The organism is Desulfovermiculus halophilus DSM 18834, assembly GCF_000620765.1.
Lineage (GTDB): Bacteria > Desulfobacterota > Desulfovibrionia > Desulfovibrionales > Desulfothermaceae > Desulfovermiculus > Desulfovermiculus halophilus.
Window position 1 is genome coordinate 17793 of sequence record NZ_JIAK01000029.1, and the last position, 15236, is coordinate 33028.

The window sequence follows — 15236 nt, forward strand, 5'->3', positions numbered from 1 at the left end:
TAATTTGCATTGAATTTCAGTTAGGCGGAGAAAGACATGGACTTGCAGGATGTCATCGCTCAATGCGGGGTGCAGCGTGTTTTCCGGGCTAGGTACAAGGTCGACGAACCGGGATATATTTCCCATATCACCCAGCGTGCAGCAGGCCGAGAGCCTCTGTTTATGGAAGATAATGACTACCTGACCATGCTTGGCCTGCTCAAAGAGAGCGCCCAGAAGTTTCATCTTTGCTATTACGCTCTCTGCCTTATGTCCAACCACGTGCATATTCTCCTTGAGCCCCAGGAGAGAAATCTGGCCGAAGCCATGCGCTCCATATTTTCCCGGTATGCGGCAAGGTTCAACCGCAAGTATGAGCGCCGAGGCCATCTCTTTGGCGGCCCGTACCGGCAATCCATCTGTCTGGACAACACTTATCTTGTAACCGCCTCTGTGTATATACACCTCAACCCGGTCCGGGCGGGATTATGCGAGTCCCCCTCAGATTACCGCTGGACATCTAGCGCCCTCTATTGTTCCGGAGGTTATCAGGAATCATTTGTTGACCCCAAGCCGATACTTCAGTTGATAGATGAGGATAAGGTCACGGCCCGGAAAGAATATACGCAGCTACTAAAGCAAGCCCAGGGAGCAGAACCGGACAATGCCTTGGAGCAGGAAGGCGCGATTGAGAAGTTCTGTGTGCGCTTGGCGGAGAAATTCCCTACCCTTTTTGGCCGATTGAGTGGCAGAGGTACAAAGATCACTGCTGACAACCCTGCGCTGCTGGAGCTTACCCAGCTGGAAAGGCTGCTGAAGGAGGCAAGCGAGGATCGGTCTAGAAAACCGGAGAGCAGACAGGCCAAGAAATATATAGTCGAACAGCTTCTGGCTCGGGGCTACAAAAAGACGGAAATCGCATCTCGCCTGGGAATCTCGCGCAAGACTGTATACAACATTTTGGCCCAAGCCCAAACCTGAATTACCCATTTTGCGTCAAACGCGATATGTGTAATTTGTGGCGTGGTAGGGGGCAAGCATCTGCCTACCCATGACGCGTATCACTGGCTGGCAGAAACCAAGGATGTGAACCGCAAAGGCAGTGCACCTCTGGCTGAAATGACCTCTTTGATCCACTCTGTAACCGGCATCCATTACGGCTGAAGAGAGATTCGATGTCCGGATTATCAATCAGCAGATGATGAAGATTTTGGGAACTTAGGGCCAAGGGAGGGGGAGACGGAGGTCGGATGTCGGAGATCGGAAGTCGGAAATCGGACGTCGTCTCTTAGAACAGCTGATGTCTGATGTCCGATGTCCGGAAGGATGTCGGAAGCCCCCCGGAGTCAGAAGAGTTGACACTCTATATACTGTGTTGTAAATTGATCCAACATGGATACTGAACTTCTTCTCCACGAGCGTCATCAGGTCAGCAAGGATTCGTTCGCTGAACTTCGTATTTGGCGGATTTCTTCTCCTGTTCATGGGTCTGCGCACCTATACAAGTACAGCCTGGCCTATGTCGTGGCAGGACAATGCGTGCTTCGATATGATAACGAGGCGGGAAAAGGAGACCACAGGCATTTCGGTTCAGAAGAACATTCATATTCCTTCCGCGATCCGGCACAGCTGCTGGCTGATTTCTGGTCGGACGTAGATGATTTGAGGAAATCATGAGCAAGGTTACACTGACAGTTTCTTCCAGGGAGGAAGTGACCGCACGGGCGCTTGCCGCTTTTGGGGGCCGGGAACAAGGCGCAGTGATTTCATTTTCTTCCCCTGAGCTGCTTTGGCAGACTTTGAGCAAAAAACGCTGGGAGCTGCTCAAGGCTATGGTCGGCCGGGGTCCTTTGACCATCCGGGGCCTGGCTCGGGAGGTGAGTCGCGATGTAAAAGGCGTGCACAGCGATGTACATACCCTACTCAATGCGGGGCTTGTGGACCGTACAGATGAGGGGCGGATTGTATTCCCGTATGATGCAGTGCATGTGGATTTTGAGCTGGTAGCAGCCTGATGGTTGCAGTGAAAGGATAGCGAACAGGGGGTCGGAAGTCGGACGTCGGACGTCGGAGGTCGGAGGGATTGAAGCGAATGTGAGAGAGAAGACGGATGTCGGCCTCCGGCCCATAGGGGCCTACGCCCCAGAGGGAAGTCCGATGTCTGATGTCCGATGTCCGGAATGGAAGTCGGATGTCGGAGGTCGGGAGGCGGACGTCGGAGAAGGGAATGAGGAAGTGGGCCGTTGGAGAATTAGGCAGGGAAAAACGGATTTCTGGTGCCGGTCAAAGATCCAAATAGTCTGGCCAGGGCCATAGAGCGTTTTATCCAGGAGCCGAAGCTGGCGGAAGAAATGGGGCGTGAAAGCCGGCGGATGGCTGAAGAGCGCTTTGATGTCCGGATTATCAATCAGCAGATGATGGAGATTTTGGGTACTTAGGTTCAAGGGGCAAGGGCCGAGGGGCAAGGAAGAAGACAGACGTCGGAGATCGGAAGTCGGCTCTTGGAACAGCTCGTATGAAACTAGATTTTACCCCTAAGATGGCTCTGGCTTTTCCGGGTAGGGCTGGCCCTCTCCGAGGCCCAGCCTCTTTGATCAACGCACTCCCAGCCCTCGGAGAGGCCCGGGCTACTGAGGCCCAGCCCTCTTCATACTCTGTTTCTTTCTCGATCAAACTGGCCGTCTTCCGCCAGCGGCAGGGCTGACGTCTGATGTCCGATGTCCAGGCTGGATGCCGGAGGGAGAGCCGGAGCGACTTGAGGGACTTGCTCGAAGAGGCAAGGCTGCCGGTGACCAGGGAGCTGGGGGAGACAGGCATGATGTTTCCGGACCACTGCTTGCCGTAAAAGTACTAGGGAGATAAGAAGCTTGGACTGCTTATCTATAAAGTTCAGTGGGCATGCTATAAGCAGGATGTTTCAACGGGCTCTAAGTAGCTACGCTATAAGACGAATAATCATGGAAGGTGAGGTCATCGCCCATTATCCTGACGACTGCCCTTATCCGAGTTACCTATTGCTTGGCTATTGCGAAGACGAGCCGATTCACATTGTAGTTGCCCAGGACAAAGAATCAGGGCAATGTTTTGTTGTCACGGCGTATAAACCCGATCATGATAAATGGTCGGAAGATTTCAGGTCAAGGAGGAAGTAATGAATTGTGTTATCTGTAAAACAGGACAGATTTCAGCTGGTACCGCAACTATTACCTTGCAACGAGATGAAACCACCGTAGTGATAAAGAACGTTCCTGCCGACGTGTGTGATAATTGCGGGGAATATTATCTTTCTGAAGAAATGACCGAACGTGTGATGGAGTTGGGAGAGTCTGCGGTGAAGAAAGGAGTTGAGGTCGAAATTTTGCGTTGGGCGGCTTAAAACTCGTGAGATGCGATGTAAAGGGCGTGCACAGCGATGTACATACCCTGCTCAATGCCGGGCTTTTGGACCGCACAAATGAGGGGCCCGTTATCTTCCCGTATGATGACAGGGAGAATGCCGAAACAGACTCTTGGTTGGATTTTGCAAAAGATTGTGGGTATATCAGCACAGATCAGCATCAAGGTTTGGTTACAAAATGTAAATCAGTTGGTTCTATGCTTGGTTCCATGATGAAGAACCCAGATCCATTTATTATCAAGTAATTTTCCGACAGACGATATCAGGTCTCCGATATCAGTTTATCATCCTCAAATAAACTCTCGTTTTCTTGTGATTACCGACGTCCGATATCCGATCTCCGATGTCCGGAATGGAGATCGGAAGTCGATATGCACGGCGTTAATGCGGATTTTTGTACAGGTCGTCATGAGTCAGGATGCGCAGGAGCCTGAGTGGCGATGCCCGGTCCGGGCTTCCTGAGGGAAGACAGGCAGAAGGTTCAAAGGAGATCCGATACATTTTGTCCACCCTTGCGGACCATGCACTTGGATCGTTTGCAATCCGCTCGATATGAAGTCCTGGATGAAAAGGATTCACTTCCAAGAAAGTCAGGCATTTGGCAACTTTTTTGATCAGGGCCTTATTGCTTTTCAATTTTTCCAGGTCAGCAGAAAATTTTTTACTCGGTATCAGCCCGGGCATCGGCCAGCTCCTGATCAAACCATTCCGGGAATGCTCCCGGCCCTGATTCCCTGGCCTCCTCGAGCCTGGATAAGCCCTCGGCATTGAGTTCTATTGCCCGGTGTATTGCAACTGGGTAGAGAGTTATGGCACCGCCGGGCTCGACTGCGAGCTCCAGATGGGAACCGGGTCCAAGCCCCAGATCTTTGCGTAATGAAGAAGGCAAGCTGATGCTTCCTCTTTTATCAATTGTGACTAACATATCCTTCTCCATGTTTTTTTGCGTATACGAGCTCAATTGCCGAGAGGAAAAGCAATTGGAAAAATAATATATGTGCAATATGACAAAATGTCAAGAAACGCTATATGTGGGAGACTTGATAGACTGAGGTCGGAGGTCGGCCCCCGGCCCATAGGGGCCTACGCCCCGGAGGGAGGTCGGAAGTCGGAGGTCGTCTCTTAGAACAGCTGATGTCTGATGTCCGATATCCGATGTCCGATCTCCCATGCACTACCCATTTCGCGCTTGACCCAAAATGTGTAATTCGAGGAATGGATTTTATCCCCTGCGGGTGGACAAGACTCTTTTTTTCGTCCACCCCAGTGTACTGGAAGAAGCCCAGTTAAATAGCAGAGGATTTAACGGGCCAGGAGTACACGGGGCAGGCGAATTTACACGAATCGGCACGAATGAGAGAAGAGAGCAAATGTGTAATTTCGGCAGGACATATTTGCCACTGCCCAAAGCAGAAGCTAGACTTTAGTTATGTCCTCATCGAGTCCGCACATCCACGATAGATTTTTTAAGCAGATCTTCTCCAGGCCCGAAATCGTTCGCGATTTTGTCCGAACCAATCTTCCGGAGGCAATTGTTTCCCACTTGGCCCTGGATACCCTGGAAGTGGTCAACTCCAGCTATGTGCATGCGGATTTGTCCGAGTACTTCAGCGACGTGGCGGTCAAGACCCAGGTCACATCAGGCGATCCGGCTGAATTGTATTTTCTCTTTGAGCACAAAAGCGGACCTGAGCGCTATGCCCGGGTGCAGGTTTTGCAGTATATGGCCAGCTCGTGGTATTATCATGTCCGAAGTGGTCCTGGACCGCTGCCGCTGATAATTCCTGTGCTCGTTTATCACGGCCCCAGGGCCTGGAATTTCAGTTTGCGCTTTGAAGATCTTTTTCAGCTGCCGTCTGCTGAGTTTTCCGTCTTTATCCCCAAGTTTGAGCACATACTGCATGACATTTCTCACTTGGATGAAAAAGATCTGAAGGGAACAATAGTTCTGCGGGCGGTACAACTTCTGCTCAAATACATCCAGGTTCCAGAGCTGCGGGAGCGCTTGCCTGAGATTCTCAGCCTGCTTGGAAAACTGAGCACCAAGGAGCGAGTGACCGAATACCTGCAGGTCATACTGGAATATGTTTTTCAGGCCGCCGAGCATGTTGATGTCCAGGATGTGTATCAAGCACTAACGAATATCCCTCAAGGAGAAGAGATTATGCCCACCATAGCCGAGAAGTTACGTGAAGAAGGCATGCAGCAGGGTATGCAACAAGGTATGCAGCAGGGTATGCAACAAGGTATGCAGCAGGGGGAGCTTCAAGGGAAGCGAGTCGCACTGCTCCGTTTAATGAATCGGAAGTTTTCTCTGACGGTCGGAGAAGAAACAGAGATAACAGCGATCCAGGACCAAGCTCTGCTGGATCAGGCCCTGGAAACTGTGCTCTTTGCGCAAGATAAATTCGAGGTGCTGAGAATTTTGGGGTGATCCAATGCATTACCCATTTCGCGCTTGCCGATTTTAATGACTTGAGGGATTGAAGCGACTTGAGCGAACAAAGCGACGGAAGGGCGGAAATCAAGACATGTTTTGTAGATGATTTGGCCTTGAGGTATACTTCACCCGACATGCAAGGGAACGAATGATCCAGCGGGAAATCAGCGAAGATGAGATGGCCGAAGTCCTGGAATCCGGTGAAACGAGGTATAAGGACGATATTCGGTTGTGGGTTGCTAAAAGCATGCCGGGTCGTGATGACAATCTGATCTGTGCAGCTGTTGCACTCGAGGAGAAACTGATCGTCAAGACTGTTATGCACTTTTTTCAGTGGGAGGTGGAGTTATGAGAGTTACTTATGACGAAGCCGATGATATTCTGGTTTTACGTCTTTCGGAAAAAGAAATCATTAAAGAGACTTCCCAGGACTGGAATACACATATTAGCTATGCCCAAGACGGGACTATAGTTGAAATTGTCGTCCTAGAGGCTTCCAAACAAGGCGCTTGGCCATTGCTCCGCAGCCAAGCTGCATGAGAAGCGGATGTCCGATGTCCGATATCCGATGCACTACCCATTTTGCGCTTGACCCAAAATGTGTAATTCGAGGAATGGATTTCATCGCCTGCGGGTGGACAAGACTCTTTTCTCTCTTGAAAAACCGTTCTTGACCCAAGCATTGTTTTCCTATAATCTTACTGTAAGGAAAATGAGAAGTCAGGAGAAAAATATGCTGGTCAAAATTACTTCCAAAAACCAGATCACAATCCCCAAGAAACTGGCAGACAAGCTTGGAGGTATCAAGTACCTGGAAGCCAATTATCAGGAGGGCGGGATATTTTTGAAACCGGTTCAGACCTATGAGACCGATTTGGATGCGATCCGATCCAAAATGAAGAAGTTGGGCCTTGGGCCGGAATCTGTTCAGGAAGCAGTTGCGTGGGCAAGATCCAAGGAATAAAGGTCGTTGTTGATACCAATGTGGTGGTATCAGGCCTTCTCTTTCAAGGAGTTCCCGGCAGGATAGTTTCTTTGTGGCAGAAAAAAGCTATTCAGCCGTTTATTACTCAAGAGATGATTGACGAATATCTCAAAGTCTTGGCTTATCCCAAATTCCAGCTGTCTGGAGCCGAAATCGAGTATGTAATGCATCAAGAGATCCTTCCCTATTTTGAGCCGGTGACTGCTTCATCCGACATCCATATCGTTGCTGCCGACCCTGACGATGACAAATTTATCCATTGCGCATTGGCCGGATCGGTGGACATAATAATATCAGGAAATAAGCACCTGCTGGACCTGGGAGAATATAGATCCATCTCTATTTTGCAGCCTGCGCAATTTTTGCAAAGATTCAATCGGGATTAAGAGCTTTTTGTCCACGAATTTACACGAATCGGCACGAATGAGAGAAGAGAGCATAAGTAGCTATCTATTCAACTGATCGTTGAACAGACAGGCTTCATCGCCTGCGGCGAGCTGATCTTTCCCTTGGGCGATAAGGCCAAGGGAAGATTCGTGTAGATTGGTGAAGATTAGTGGACAAAACTTTATTTTCGTCCACCAATTTACACGAATTGGCACGAATAAGAATAAAGAAGATAAGTAGTTATCTATTCAACTGATCGTTGAACAGACAGGCTTCATCGCCTGCGGCGAAGTGGTCTTTCCTTTGGGCGATAAGCCCAAATGAAGATTAGTGGAGATTCGTGCAGATTAGTGGACAAGACTCTTTTTCTTCGTCCACCCCAGTGTACTGGAAGAAGGTACACGGGGCAGGCGAATTTACACGAATTGGCACGAATAAGATAAGTCTTTCCTTTGGGCGATAAGCCCAAATGAAGATTGGTGGACAAAACTCTTTTCTTCCCAAAAGCAAGGAAGGCCAATGTCAGCCAAAGCCAGCAATTCGTGGTATGCACGATACGGCAAGCGCCTCTTCGACCTCGTCCTGACCATCCCCGGTCTGATCCTCATCTCCCCTATTCTGGCCGTGGTGGCCCTGCTGGTCAGAATAAAGCTGGGCAGCCCGGTGCTGTTTCGGCAGCAGAGGCCGGGGTTGAACGGTGAGCCCTTTACTATCTATAAGTTCAGGACCATGACGGATGAGCGGGATGCAGAGGGGAATTTATTGCCGAACGAGCAACGCTTGCCAAGGCTTGGACGAATTTTGCGAACTACCAGTCTGGATGAATTGCCGGAGCTTTTTAATGTTCTTAAGGGAGAAATGTCCATTGTAGGGCCTAGACCACTTTTGATGGATTATTTGCCCTTGTATACACTTGAGCAGGCCAGAAGACATGAAGTTCGGGGTGGTATTACCGGTCTTGCACAAGTTGAGGGGAGAAATGCCCTAGAATTTGATGATCGTTTTCGTTTGGATGTATACTATGTTGATAGAATGAGTTTGCAATTAGATATAAATATTATAATCAAAACTTTGGCCAAAATTGTTAAACAAGAAAATATTGTTGTGGATGAGCGCGCCTTAAGAAGGCAATTTGAAAGTACCAATCAAATCTACACAAGTAGAAAGGGGAATGGTAATGGATAAAATCAGTAGCGATTTTATATGTGGAGAAAATTTGAATTTAGGGCATGATGTTATTATCGAAAAGGATGTTCGAGTTGGAGATAATGTCAAAATTGGTCATAGGGCTACTTTGAAGTCAGGTACTATTATTGGAGATAATACAATATTCGATGATCACTGTATATCTACTGGTGCATGTTACATAGGAAATAATGTGAATATCCGCACTGGAGCAATTATCTCTAAGTCCACGATAGCTGAAGATTATTCTTTTATAGGTCCTGGCGTAATTACAAATCATACAAAGAACGTAAATCATGGCAGGAAAGATAATATTCGGGAAGTTCAGTTGTTAACATATATTGGATATGGTTCGATTCTAGGATCCCAAGCCTCTATTCTTGCAGGAGTAACCATAGCACCTTTGGCAATTATCGGAGGCGGAACCGTGGTTGTGAAAAATATTGCTGAAGAAGGCGTTTTTGTAGGTTTTCCTGCGCATAGAATAAGCTCCTTACCAGAAGAATACAAAATGGATTTGCCGCAAAATGCAGGATCAATGTATATGACAAAGGATATATTGGATCACTTGAAACGATATATGCCCGCTTTATTAATTCCCTAAATTTAAGTGAGATATGTTATATGGATATCGTTCTTGCAGGCGGTGGCGCCTTAGGTAGAGTGATTTTTGATTTCTTATATTATCAAAAATATAATATAAAGGCTTTCATGGACGATGATCCATCTGAAAAGGATTTATATTATAATGTTCCAACCACCAAATTTGATCAAATAGATAAATATAATTTTCCAGATACTAAATTTATTATTTCTGTTTTAACTCCTAATCATAGAGAATCTATTGTTGAATTTGTAACTAGCCATGGTGGTATATTTTACACATATATTGACAACAATAGTTTTGTATCACCATCTGCATCTTTAGGGAACGGGTGTGTGTTATTACCTTATTCATTTGTTATGAGTAAAGCTTGTGTTGGCAACTATGTACATGTTCATTTCAACAGCACTATAGGACATGATGTTATTGTTGGAGATTATTGCAGTTTTGCCCCTCAGTGTGTCGTTGGTGGGTATGTCACTATTGGCAAAAATGTAACTTTTGGTATGGGAGCTAATATTCTTCCTAAGATAAAAATTGGAGATTTTGCTACGATAGGGGCTGGCTGTGTCGTAACTAACGATATTCCTGAAGGGGCTACTGTCGTAGGTAATCCGGGGAAAATAATTAAATAAATGTTGTACCATATTAATGACCAATAGTAATTAGCTGCCATAAAAAGTAACTTATGCATGAATGTGCCCAAGTTTAAATTGCCTTTCCATTTCAGAGTATCCCTTTGAAATCTTTCCATATATCACTGGAGTAAACAAGATGTGTGTAATTTGTCGTACCTATTTCGCGTCAAGCGAGATATGGGTAATTTACTTTGAAGAGTCAATTTTTCCAATCGGTTCCTGGATTGAAAAGCTATAATTGACGCAAGTAATTTTGTAGGACCCAGGCCGGATGCTACTGGTTATGCGGACAAGCTGCAGGGGGATGACCGGATAGTCCTCTCCGTCCGGCCGGGGATCACCGGACCGGCGACATTGAAATACCGGGATGAAGAGGAGATATTGGCCAGGCAGGATGATCCGGAGAGATACAACCGGGAGGTCATCTGGCCGGATAAGGTGCGCTTAAACCGGGAATATGTGCGGAACTGGTCCTTTTGGAAGGATGTGAAATATATTTGGCAGACAGTGGTTCACTGAACATGGGAAGAGAAGAGTATGGCCCACGAAACACTCGAAAAAAGAATGCTGATGTAATACAGATCGCCTTGGCGATCTGTATTAAGCTTTCGTGCCATTTCGCGTGGTTCGCCTGCCCCGTGAAACCCTCTTTAGTTTCACCGGGGTGGGCAGACGTTCTTTTTTTATTATAATGGATATAAAGCGATTTCCTCAACTTGTGTAAAATTTTTCCGATTGAAAGTGGCTATTTGAAGGAATCCTCGTCAATAGCATAAACCAAAATATTTGTATCTACAAGTAATTTACTCATAAGCCTTTTCACGGATATCTATTTTGTCAAATGCACCATTCAATTTATAGGTGTGCAACTGTTTTTTATCGGTTTGTTTTTTTATAGAATATTCAATAAAATTAAATACATTTTCAACGAGCTCTTCTGGCATCTGGTCAATCTCTTGTTTTACACGTTCTTTTGTCGTCATACAATACTCCAAGTACAATAAGTTGAATAAGGTCGCTTATCTCGCTTACGTCTCTTTCTTCGCGTGTTCCGTGCCTGCCCTGCTTGCCCAGTTGAACTTCTTCCATTCAACCGGGTTGTACTCCTGGCCCGATTGTATGAAAAAACCGGGTGCAGCTCTTACATAGTACGCGGTTGCCCTCAACCGCTGTCTATTTCTTCTCGACCCGGCACTCACTTGGAGGCTAGACTTTTGTGCTTTGCAGGGACGTTCAAACTGCAAGTGAGTGCCGGGCGGCCTACTCTCAGACCTCAATTTGTATGCTTCGTTAGCACAAGCGTGCCTGCGCCTTGGCAGGCATGGGGGTTAGTGCTGTTTGGCAACTCTTTTTATTTCTTGGAAGAAATCTTGGGCGTTGTTCATGAGAACAGCTTGGGTTAAAAGGCTTTGAAGCGTTTCCAGGGTCTGAATTGAACGGATCTTTTCGATCAGCTCTGGGTGCAAAGTGCCAAACTTTGCCTGAGCAACTGTTATAAGATTATTTTGGCTTGCCTTGACCTCACCCTTAATAAGGCCCTTCTGCTCTCCCTGTTCCATCCATTGATCGGCCAATGTATTCATTACTCTCTCACCTCCTTCCGGAAGGTACGACAAGGCTTTTTGAAAGTCATCCTTGCTCAAAACCCCTGAGGCTTTGGTCAAATATTTGAAAAATATTTCAATGTATTCGGTGGCGGTATGTGATCCAAGGGCCTGTACAAATCCCTGAACCAAGCGGGGAAGCATCTCCTTGATCTGCGGCGTGTCCATGGACTTGATCATCTCCACGTAGAGCCGAAGAATCACATTCTCTTGGACCTTCTGTGCATCCAGCCCCCGGACACTGAAAAAAGCAAAAGCAAAATCAGGAATGTAGGCCTTAAAAGAATCCGAGGGCATCTCCACCAGATCATGAAACGAGATCCGGGGCTTCCAACTGTCTCTGCCTTGATAGATCACAATCGGCAAGATCGGAGGCAGTTTACCGAGAATCATGTTTTGATCATACAGATCCTTCCATTGCAAAGCCATATACCGCAGGATCTGCATTCCCACCAAGGGTTCCGGGGCGCTTTTGTGCTCAAAGAGGAGGTAGACCCTTGCGGACGGTAACTCTTCGCCTTTGAGCATGAGGCTGAAAACCAGATCAGAGAAATGCTTCTTCAGGTTGTCATCCACATAGGAGACATTCTCCAGCCTCAGGGAATCCAAATCGATATTGCGTTGAATCTCCGCGGACAAATGCTGCCGCAAGAAGTATTTTGTGTTGCCCGCATTACGGAAGACCTTGTGGAACAGCCCTTCATGCGGAGCATATTCTCTCTTTGAAGCCATGTGTCAAGGATACTTGGGATGCAACCGCTTGGCAAGCGTGCAGTCCCTTTGAGTAATGGCATAACCGGGCCAGCCACCCTGAAATACCGGGATGAAGAGGAGATATTGGCCAGGCAGGATGACCCGGAGGCCTACAACTGGGAGGTCATTTGGCCGGTCAAGGTGCGGCTGAATCGGGAGTATGTGCAGAACTGGTCCTTTTGGAAGGATGTGAAATATATTTGGCAGACTGTGGTTCACTGAACATGGGAAGAGTATAGCCCACTGGTCTGACTACAGAATTCTGAAAAGAGAAGAGTATGGCCCACGAAACACCCCAGTGTACTGGAAGAAAGTACACGGGGCAGGCTCGAAACACACGAAAAAAAGAGAATATAAGCAAGAGATATCGCCAAAGGCGAGATCTCTTGCTTCAACTTTCGTGTCATTTCGCGTGGTTCGTGGGCAGAAGTTCTTTAGAAGGTTCCCTATCGGCATGAGGCGATAAAGCTTGACCCAGGTCCAGTATGTCGATAGTATGTCGACATAATGGAACCAAATCAATGGCATACACATCTTCCGGGCAATGAGTTTGATTATCTGGCCTTAATGGGCGCCTTGCAGGAATACAAACGGCCCAGGGATAAAGTGACCAAGCTTTTGGCCCACGGCCAGGTTATCCGAGTCAAAAAGGGGATGTACATCCTGGGTCAGGGTATGCGCCGAAGACCGGAAATCAACCGGGAAATCCTGGGCAATCTCCTCTATGGTCCATCCTATATCACTTTGGAGTACGCGCTGTCCTGGCATCAGCTCATTCCGGAGCGGACGGAAGCGGTGACCTCGGTTACTCTGTCTAAGTCAAAATCCTATACCACGCCGGTGGGACGTTTCATCTATCGGCATGTCCACGAAACATACTACAGCCTGGGCATTGTGTCTCGAGTTCTCCCTGATGGCCGTGGCTTTCTCATGGCCAGCCCGGAAAAGGCCATTGCGGACACGGTGTATTTTGCCTCAGGACTGAGAAGTCGCGATGCCCTGCGGGATTTTCTGTTTGCCGATCTCAGGATTGAACCTGAAGAAATGCGGTATTTGGACATTGCATTGTTCCGGGAGCTCACTGCTGTCCAGAATAAGAGGTCACTTTCTATGCTGTCTGAACTGGTTGGGGAATATGCATGAAGGACGTCATCATTCAGATGGTGGAACGTTATAGTCCCCAAAGCATGGATGAATACGATACCGCGCTCAAGGAAATCATTCAGCGCATCTGCCTTTTGGGCCTTTGGCGGGCAAAATTTTTCGAACATGCAGCCTTTTACGGCGGCACCGCCCTGCGCCTTTTGTACGGTTTGGACCGCTTCTCCGAAGACCTTGATTTTTCGCTTTTGTCTGCACACCCGCAATTTGAACTTCAGCCCTATTTTCAGGCCGTGCACAGGGAACTTCTGGGATTTGGTTTTGAGGCTGAAATAACAGAAAAAAACAAGGAAAACAGCCCAATTGCGACAGCCTTTGTCAAGGCCAATACCCGGGTGCATCGGCTGAGCATTGGCCTGCCGGAGAGACTGGCCAAACAGGTCCCGGGCAATCAAGCCTTGAAGGTCAAATTCGAGGTGGACACCGATCCGCCCTTGGGCTTTCACACTCAGATCCGCTATATTCTGCAGCCTGTGCCTTTCAGTGTACGCGTATTTGTGCCCCAGGATCTTTTTGCCGGAAAGATGCATGCCCTGCTCTTCCGAAAGTGGGGGCGCAGAGTAAAGGGCAGAGACTGGTACGATCTGGTCTGGTTCGTGAGCCAGGAAATTCCCTTGCATCTTGAGCACTTGACCTCCCGAATGCGTCAGACCGGGGACTGGGAGCTGGAAACACCTGTTTCCCGGCAGGACTGGGAGAGGATGTTCGGCCAGGCAATAGCAGAGCTGGATGTTCAGGCGGCCAAGCGGGATGTGCTCCCTTTTGTCCAGGATGCATCCCAACTGGATGTGTGGTCGGCAGAGTTTTTCTCAGCTCTGGTTGATATGGTCAAGATCGAGAATGAATAGACCTTAAGAGTACTGCCCACGAAACACCCGGAAATATAAGAAAAGAGAAGAATATGGCCCACGAAACACACGAAACACGCGAAAAATGAGAATAGAAGCAAGATATATCGCCACAGGCGAGATCTCTTGCTTTAACTTTCGTGTCATTTCGCGTGTTTCGTGGGCTATAATTCTTTTTCGAGGGATTTATGCGTTGTGCAGATGAAGTATATGCAATACTCGGCGCCTGTTTCGAGGTTTATAAACGCATGGGATGCGGGTTTCTGGAGGCTGTCTACTTTGAAAGAGAAGAGTATAGCCCACGAAACACACGAAACACGCGAAAAATGAGAATAGAAGCAAGATATATCGCCACAGGCGAGATCTCTTGCCTTAACTTTCGTGTTATTTCGCGTGGTTCGTGGGCAGAAGTTCTTTTTCTTTACGAAAGTCCGAAAATCGGATATTCTTACCGCATATATCCAAGGAGAGCAAAGATGAGACAGCATCTGACCATATCCAAGAAAGGCCAGGTCACCCTGCCTGCCGAGCTGCGGAAAAAAATGGGCCTTGAAGCGGGAGGGACAGTGATTGCTGAAGAGAAAAACGGCGAGTTGATCCTGCGGCCGGCGGCGGTTGTGGAAATAGACCTGTACACCGATGAACAGATTGACGGCTGGGATGAAGAGGACCGCCTTGATGCCCAAACCCGGGACATGATCCTGAATAAGCTCAGCGAAAAGGCATGAAGCGGATCTTCCTGGATGCAAACGTCATTTTCACTGCTGCGCACAATCCTGAAGGCAAGGCTGCCCTGCTCTTGGAGTTGGGCGGACTGGGACATTGGAAGCTGATCACCAGTCAGCTGGCCTGGGAGGAAGCGCACAGAAACCTTTCCATCAAGTTTCCAAAATGCGTCTCTAGGTTGAAAAAGCTGTACCAGGACCTGCAGATCGTGGCCAATCCTGGATCAAAGCCTTGCCCTCTTGAACTTCCAGCCAAAGATCAGCCCATATTCCTGGCCGCCCTCCAATCCCGGGCCACACATCTGTTGACCGGTGACAAGGCCCATTTCGGTGCGTATATGAATAACCCTCTTGAAACACAGAATATAGTCATTCAGACTGTGGGCGATTTCTTCTTGGATGTGATTGAAGAAAACGAGTGACCAGGGATGGTTGAAAGAGAAGAGTATGGCCCACGAAACACCCCAGTGTACTGGAAGAAAGTACACGGGGCAGGCTCGAAACACTCGAAAAATGAGCATAGAAGCAAG

At 47.9% G+C, this 15236-nt stretch carries 23 protein-coding genes and 2 pseudogenes; 22 read left to right on the forward strand and 3 right to left on the reverse strand.

Annotated features, from left to right (window positions below; translation table 11 throughout):
* Positions 1-36: 36 nt before the first annotated feature.
* The 7 genes from N902_RS0112340 (at position 37) to N902_RS18835 (ending at position 3621) form a co-directional block, all read left to right on the forward strand.
* Positions 37-960, forward strand: coding sequence for a transposase (locus N902_RS0112340; protein ID WP_027371176.1), 924 nt, complete (start codon positions 37-39; stop codon positions 958-960).
* Positions 961-1371: 411 nt separating this feature from the next.
* On the forward strand, positions 1372-1656 hold the full coding sequence (locus N902_RS19335) for a toxin-antitoxin system TumE family protein (protein ID WP_084288314.1): 285 nt from the start codon (positions 1372-1374) through the stop codon (positions 1654-1656).
* Positions 1653-1994 (forward strand): HVO_A0114 family putative DNA-binding protein, encoded by a 342-nt coding sequence (locus N902_RS0112345; RefSeq protein ID WP_027371177.1) that lies wholly within the window; start codon positions 1653-1655, stop codon positions 1992-1994. Before N902_RS19335 ends, N902_RS0112345 begins: the two co-directional genes overlap by 4 nt.
* A 261-nt stretch (positions 1995-2255) precedes the next feature.
* Positions 2256-2417 (forward strand): hypothetical protein, encoded by a 162-nt coding sequence (locus N902_RS19770; RefSeq protein WP_153304212.1) that lies wholly within the window; start codon positions 2256-2258, stop codon positions 2415-2417.
* Between the two features lie 429 nt (positions 2418-2846).
* On the forward strand, positions 2847-3131 hold the full coding sequence (locus tag N902_RS20665; RefSeq protein WP_027371178.1) for a DUF4258 domain-containing protein: 285 nt from the start codon (positions 2847-2849) through the stop codon (positions 3129-3131).
* Complete coding sequence (locus N902_RS0112365; RefSeq protein WP_027371179.1) at positions 3131-3355, forward strand: type II toxin-antitoxin system MqsA family antitoxin; 225 nt, start codon at positions 3131-3133, stop codon at positions 3353-3355. The genes N902_RS20665 and N902_RS0112365 overlap by 1 nt, the downstream gene beginning before the upstream one ends.
* 5 nt (positions 3356-3360) lie before the next feature.
* Positions 3361-3621, forward strand: coding sequence for a four helix bundle protein (locus N902_RS18835; RefSeq protein ID WP_482156180.1), 261 nt, complete (start codon positions 3361-3363; stop codon positions 3619-3621).
* A gap of 416 nt (positions 3622-4037) precedes the next feature.
* Here the strand turns inward: N902_RS18835 and N902_RS17735 are convergent, their stop codons facing one another.
* A complete protein-coding gene (locus N902_RS17735; RefSeq protein WP_034622749.1) occupies positions 4038-4301 on the reverse strand; it encodes an AbrB/MazE/SpoVT family DNA-binding domain-containing protein in 264 nt (87 codons plus the stop codon).
* A gap of 504 nt (positions 4302-4805) precedes the next feature.
* Here N902_RS17735 and N902_RS0112385 point away from each other — a divergent pair.
* The 9 genes and pseudogenes from N902_RS0112385 (at position 4806) to N902_RS17745 (ending at position 10134) form a co-directional block, all read left to right on the forward strand.
* Positions 4806-5810, forward strand: a complete 1005-nt coding sequence (locus tag N902_RS0112385; protein ID WP_027371180.1) for an Rpn family recombination-promoting nuclease/putative transposase — start codon at positions 4806-4808, stop codon at positions 5808-5810.
* A gap of 142 nt (positions 5811-5952) precedes the next feature.
* Positions 5953-6168, forward strand: a pseudogene (locus N902_RS0112390) (DUF4258 domain-containing protein); the annotation flags it as partial.
* Positions 6165-6356: a DUF2283 domain-containing protein gene (locus N902_RS0112395; RefSeq protein WP_027371182.1), complete on the forward strand. Its 192-nt coding sequence runs from the start codon at positions 6165-6167 to the stop codon at positions 6354-6356. The pseudogene N902_RS0112390 and the gene N902_RS0112395, both read left to right, overlap by 4 nt.
* A gap of 193 nt (positions 6357-6549) precedes the next feature.
* Positions 6550-6780, forward strand: a complete 231-nt coding sequence (locus N902_RS0112400; RefSeq protein WP_027371183.1) for an AbrB/MazE/SpoVT family DNA-binding domain-containing protein — start codon at positions 6550-6552, stop codon at positions 6778-6780.
* Positions 6759-7187 carry a putative toxin-antitoxin system toxin component, PIN family gene (locus N902_RS0112405; RefSeq protein WP_051564561.1) on the forward strand — a complete coding sequence of 143 codons (429 nt, stop codon included), beginning with the start codon at positions 6759-6761 and terminating at the stop codon, positions 7185-7187. Before N902_RS0112400 ends, N902_RS0112405 begins: the two co-directional genes overlap by 22 nt.
* A 520-nt stretch (positions 7188-7707) precedes the next feature.
* Positions 7708-8373, forward strand: a complete 666-nt coding sequence (locus tag N902_RS17740; protein ID WP_051564562.1) for a sugar transferase — start codon at positions 7708-7710, stop codon at positions 8371-8373.
* Positions 8366-8977, forward strand: a complete 612-nt coding sequence (locus N902_RS19340) for an LbetaH domain-containing protein (RefSeq protein WP_161635186.1) — start codon at positions 8366-8368, stop codon at positions 8975-8977. Before N902_RS17740 ends, N902_RS19340 begins: the two co-directional genes overlap by 8 nt.
* A 20-nt stretch (positions 8978-8997) precedes the next feature.
* Positions 8998-9612: an acetyltransferase gene (locus N902_RS19345; protein WP_084288322.1), complete on the forward strand. Its 615-nt coding sequence runs from the start codon at positions 8998-9000 to the stop codon at positions 9610-9612.
* A gap of 240 nt (positions 9613-9852) precedes the next feature.
* Complete coding sequence (locus N902_RS17745; protein ID WP_279614663.1) at positions 9853-10134, forward strand: sugar transferase; 282 nt, start codon at positions 9853-9855, stop codon at positions 10132-10134.
* A 284-nt stretch (positions 10135-10418) separates the two neighbouring features.
* Here the strand turns inward: N902_RS17745 and N902_RS0112425 are convergent, their stop codons facing one another.
* Together N902_RS0112425 and N902_RS0112430 are read right to left on the reverse strand one after the other, a co-directional pair.
* Entirely contained in the window at positions 10419-10598 is a 180-nt protein-coding gene (locus N902_RS0112425; protein ID WP_027371185.1) for a hypothetical protein, read from the reverse strand.
* A 345-nt stretch (positions 10599-10943) separates the two neighbouring features.
* Entirely contained in the window at positions 10944-11951 is a 1008-nt protein-coding gene (locus tag N902_RS0112430) for an Rpn family recombination-promoting nuclease/putative transposase (protein ID WP_027371186.1), read from the reverse strand.
* A gap of 48 nt (positions 11952-11999) precedes the next feature.
* Here N902_RS0112430 and N902_RS0112435 point away from each other — a divergent pair, with 48 nt between their 5' ends.
* The 6 genes and pseudogenes from N902_RS0112435 (at position 12000) to N902_RS17755 (ending at position 15128) form a co-directional block, all read left to right on the forward strand.
* Positions 12000-12194 (forward strand): sugar transferase, encoded by a 195-nt coding sequence (locus N902_RS0112435; protein WP_208596327.1) that lies wholly within the window; start codon positions 12000-12002, stop codon positions 12192-12194.
* Positions 12195-12479: 285 nt separating this feature from the next.
* Positions 12480-13115, forward strand: a complete 636-nt coding sequence (locus N902_RS0112440) for a type IV toxin-antitoxin system AbiEi family antitoxin domain-containing protein (protein WP_034622751.1) — start codon at positions 12480-12482, stop codon at positions 13113-13115.
* On the forward strand, positions 13112-13981 hold the full coding sequence (locus N902_RS0112445; protein WP_027371189.1) for a nucleotidyl transferase AbiEii/AbiGii toxin family protein: 870 nt from the start codon (positions 13112-13114) through the stop codon (positions 13979-13981). The genes N902_RS0112440 and N902_RS0112445 overlap by 4 nt, the downstream gene beginning before the upstream one ends.
* Before the next feature lie 188 nt (positions 13982-14169).
* Positions 14170-14253 (forward strand): annotated as a pseudogene (locus N902_RS20590) (hypothetical protein); the annotation flags it as partial.
* Positions 14254-14457: 204 nt separating this feature from the next.
* Positions 14458-14709 carry an AbrB/MazE/SpoVT family DNA-binding domain-containing protein gene (locus N902_RS20015; RefSeq protein WP_051564564.1) on the forward strand — a complete coding sequence of 84 codons (252 nt, stop codon included), beginning with the start codon at positions 14458-14460 and terminating at the stop codon, positions 14707-14709.
* The gene (locus N902_RS17755; RefSeq protein WP_051564565.1) at positions 14706-15128 is read left to right on the forward strand and encodes a PIN domain-containing protein; all 423 of its coding nucleotides are present in this window, start codon (positions 14706-14708) and stop codon (positions 15126-15128) included. The genes N902_RS20015 and N902_RS17755 overlap by 4 nt, the downstream gene beginning before the upstream one ends.
* Positions 15129-15236 lie beyond the last annotated feature (108 nt).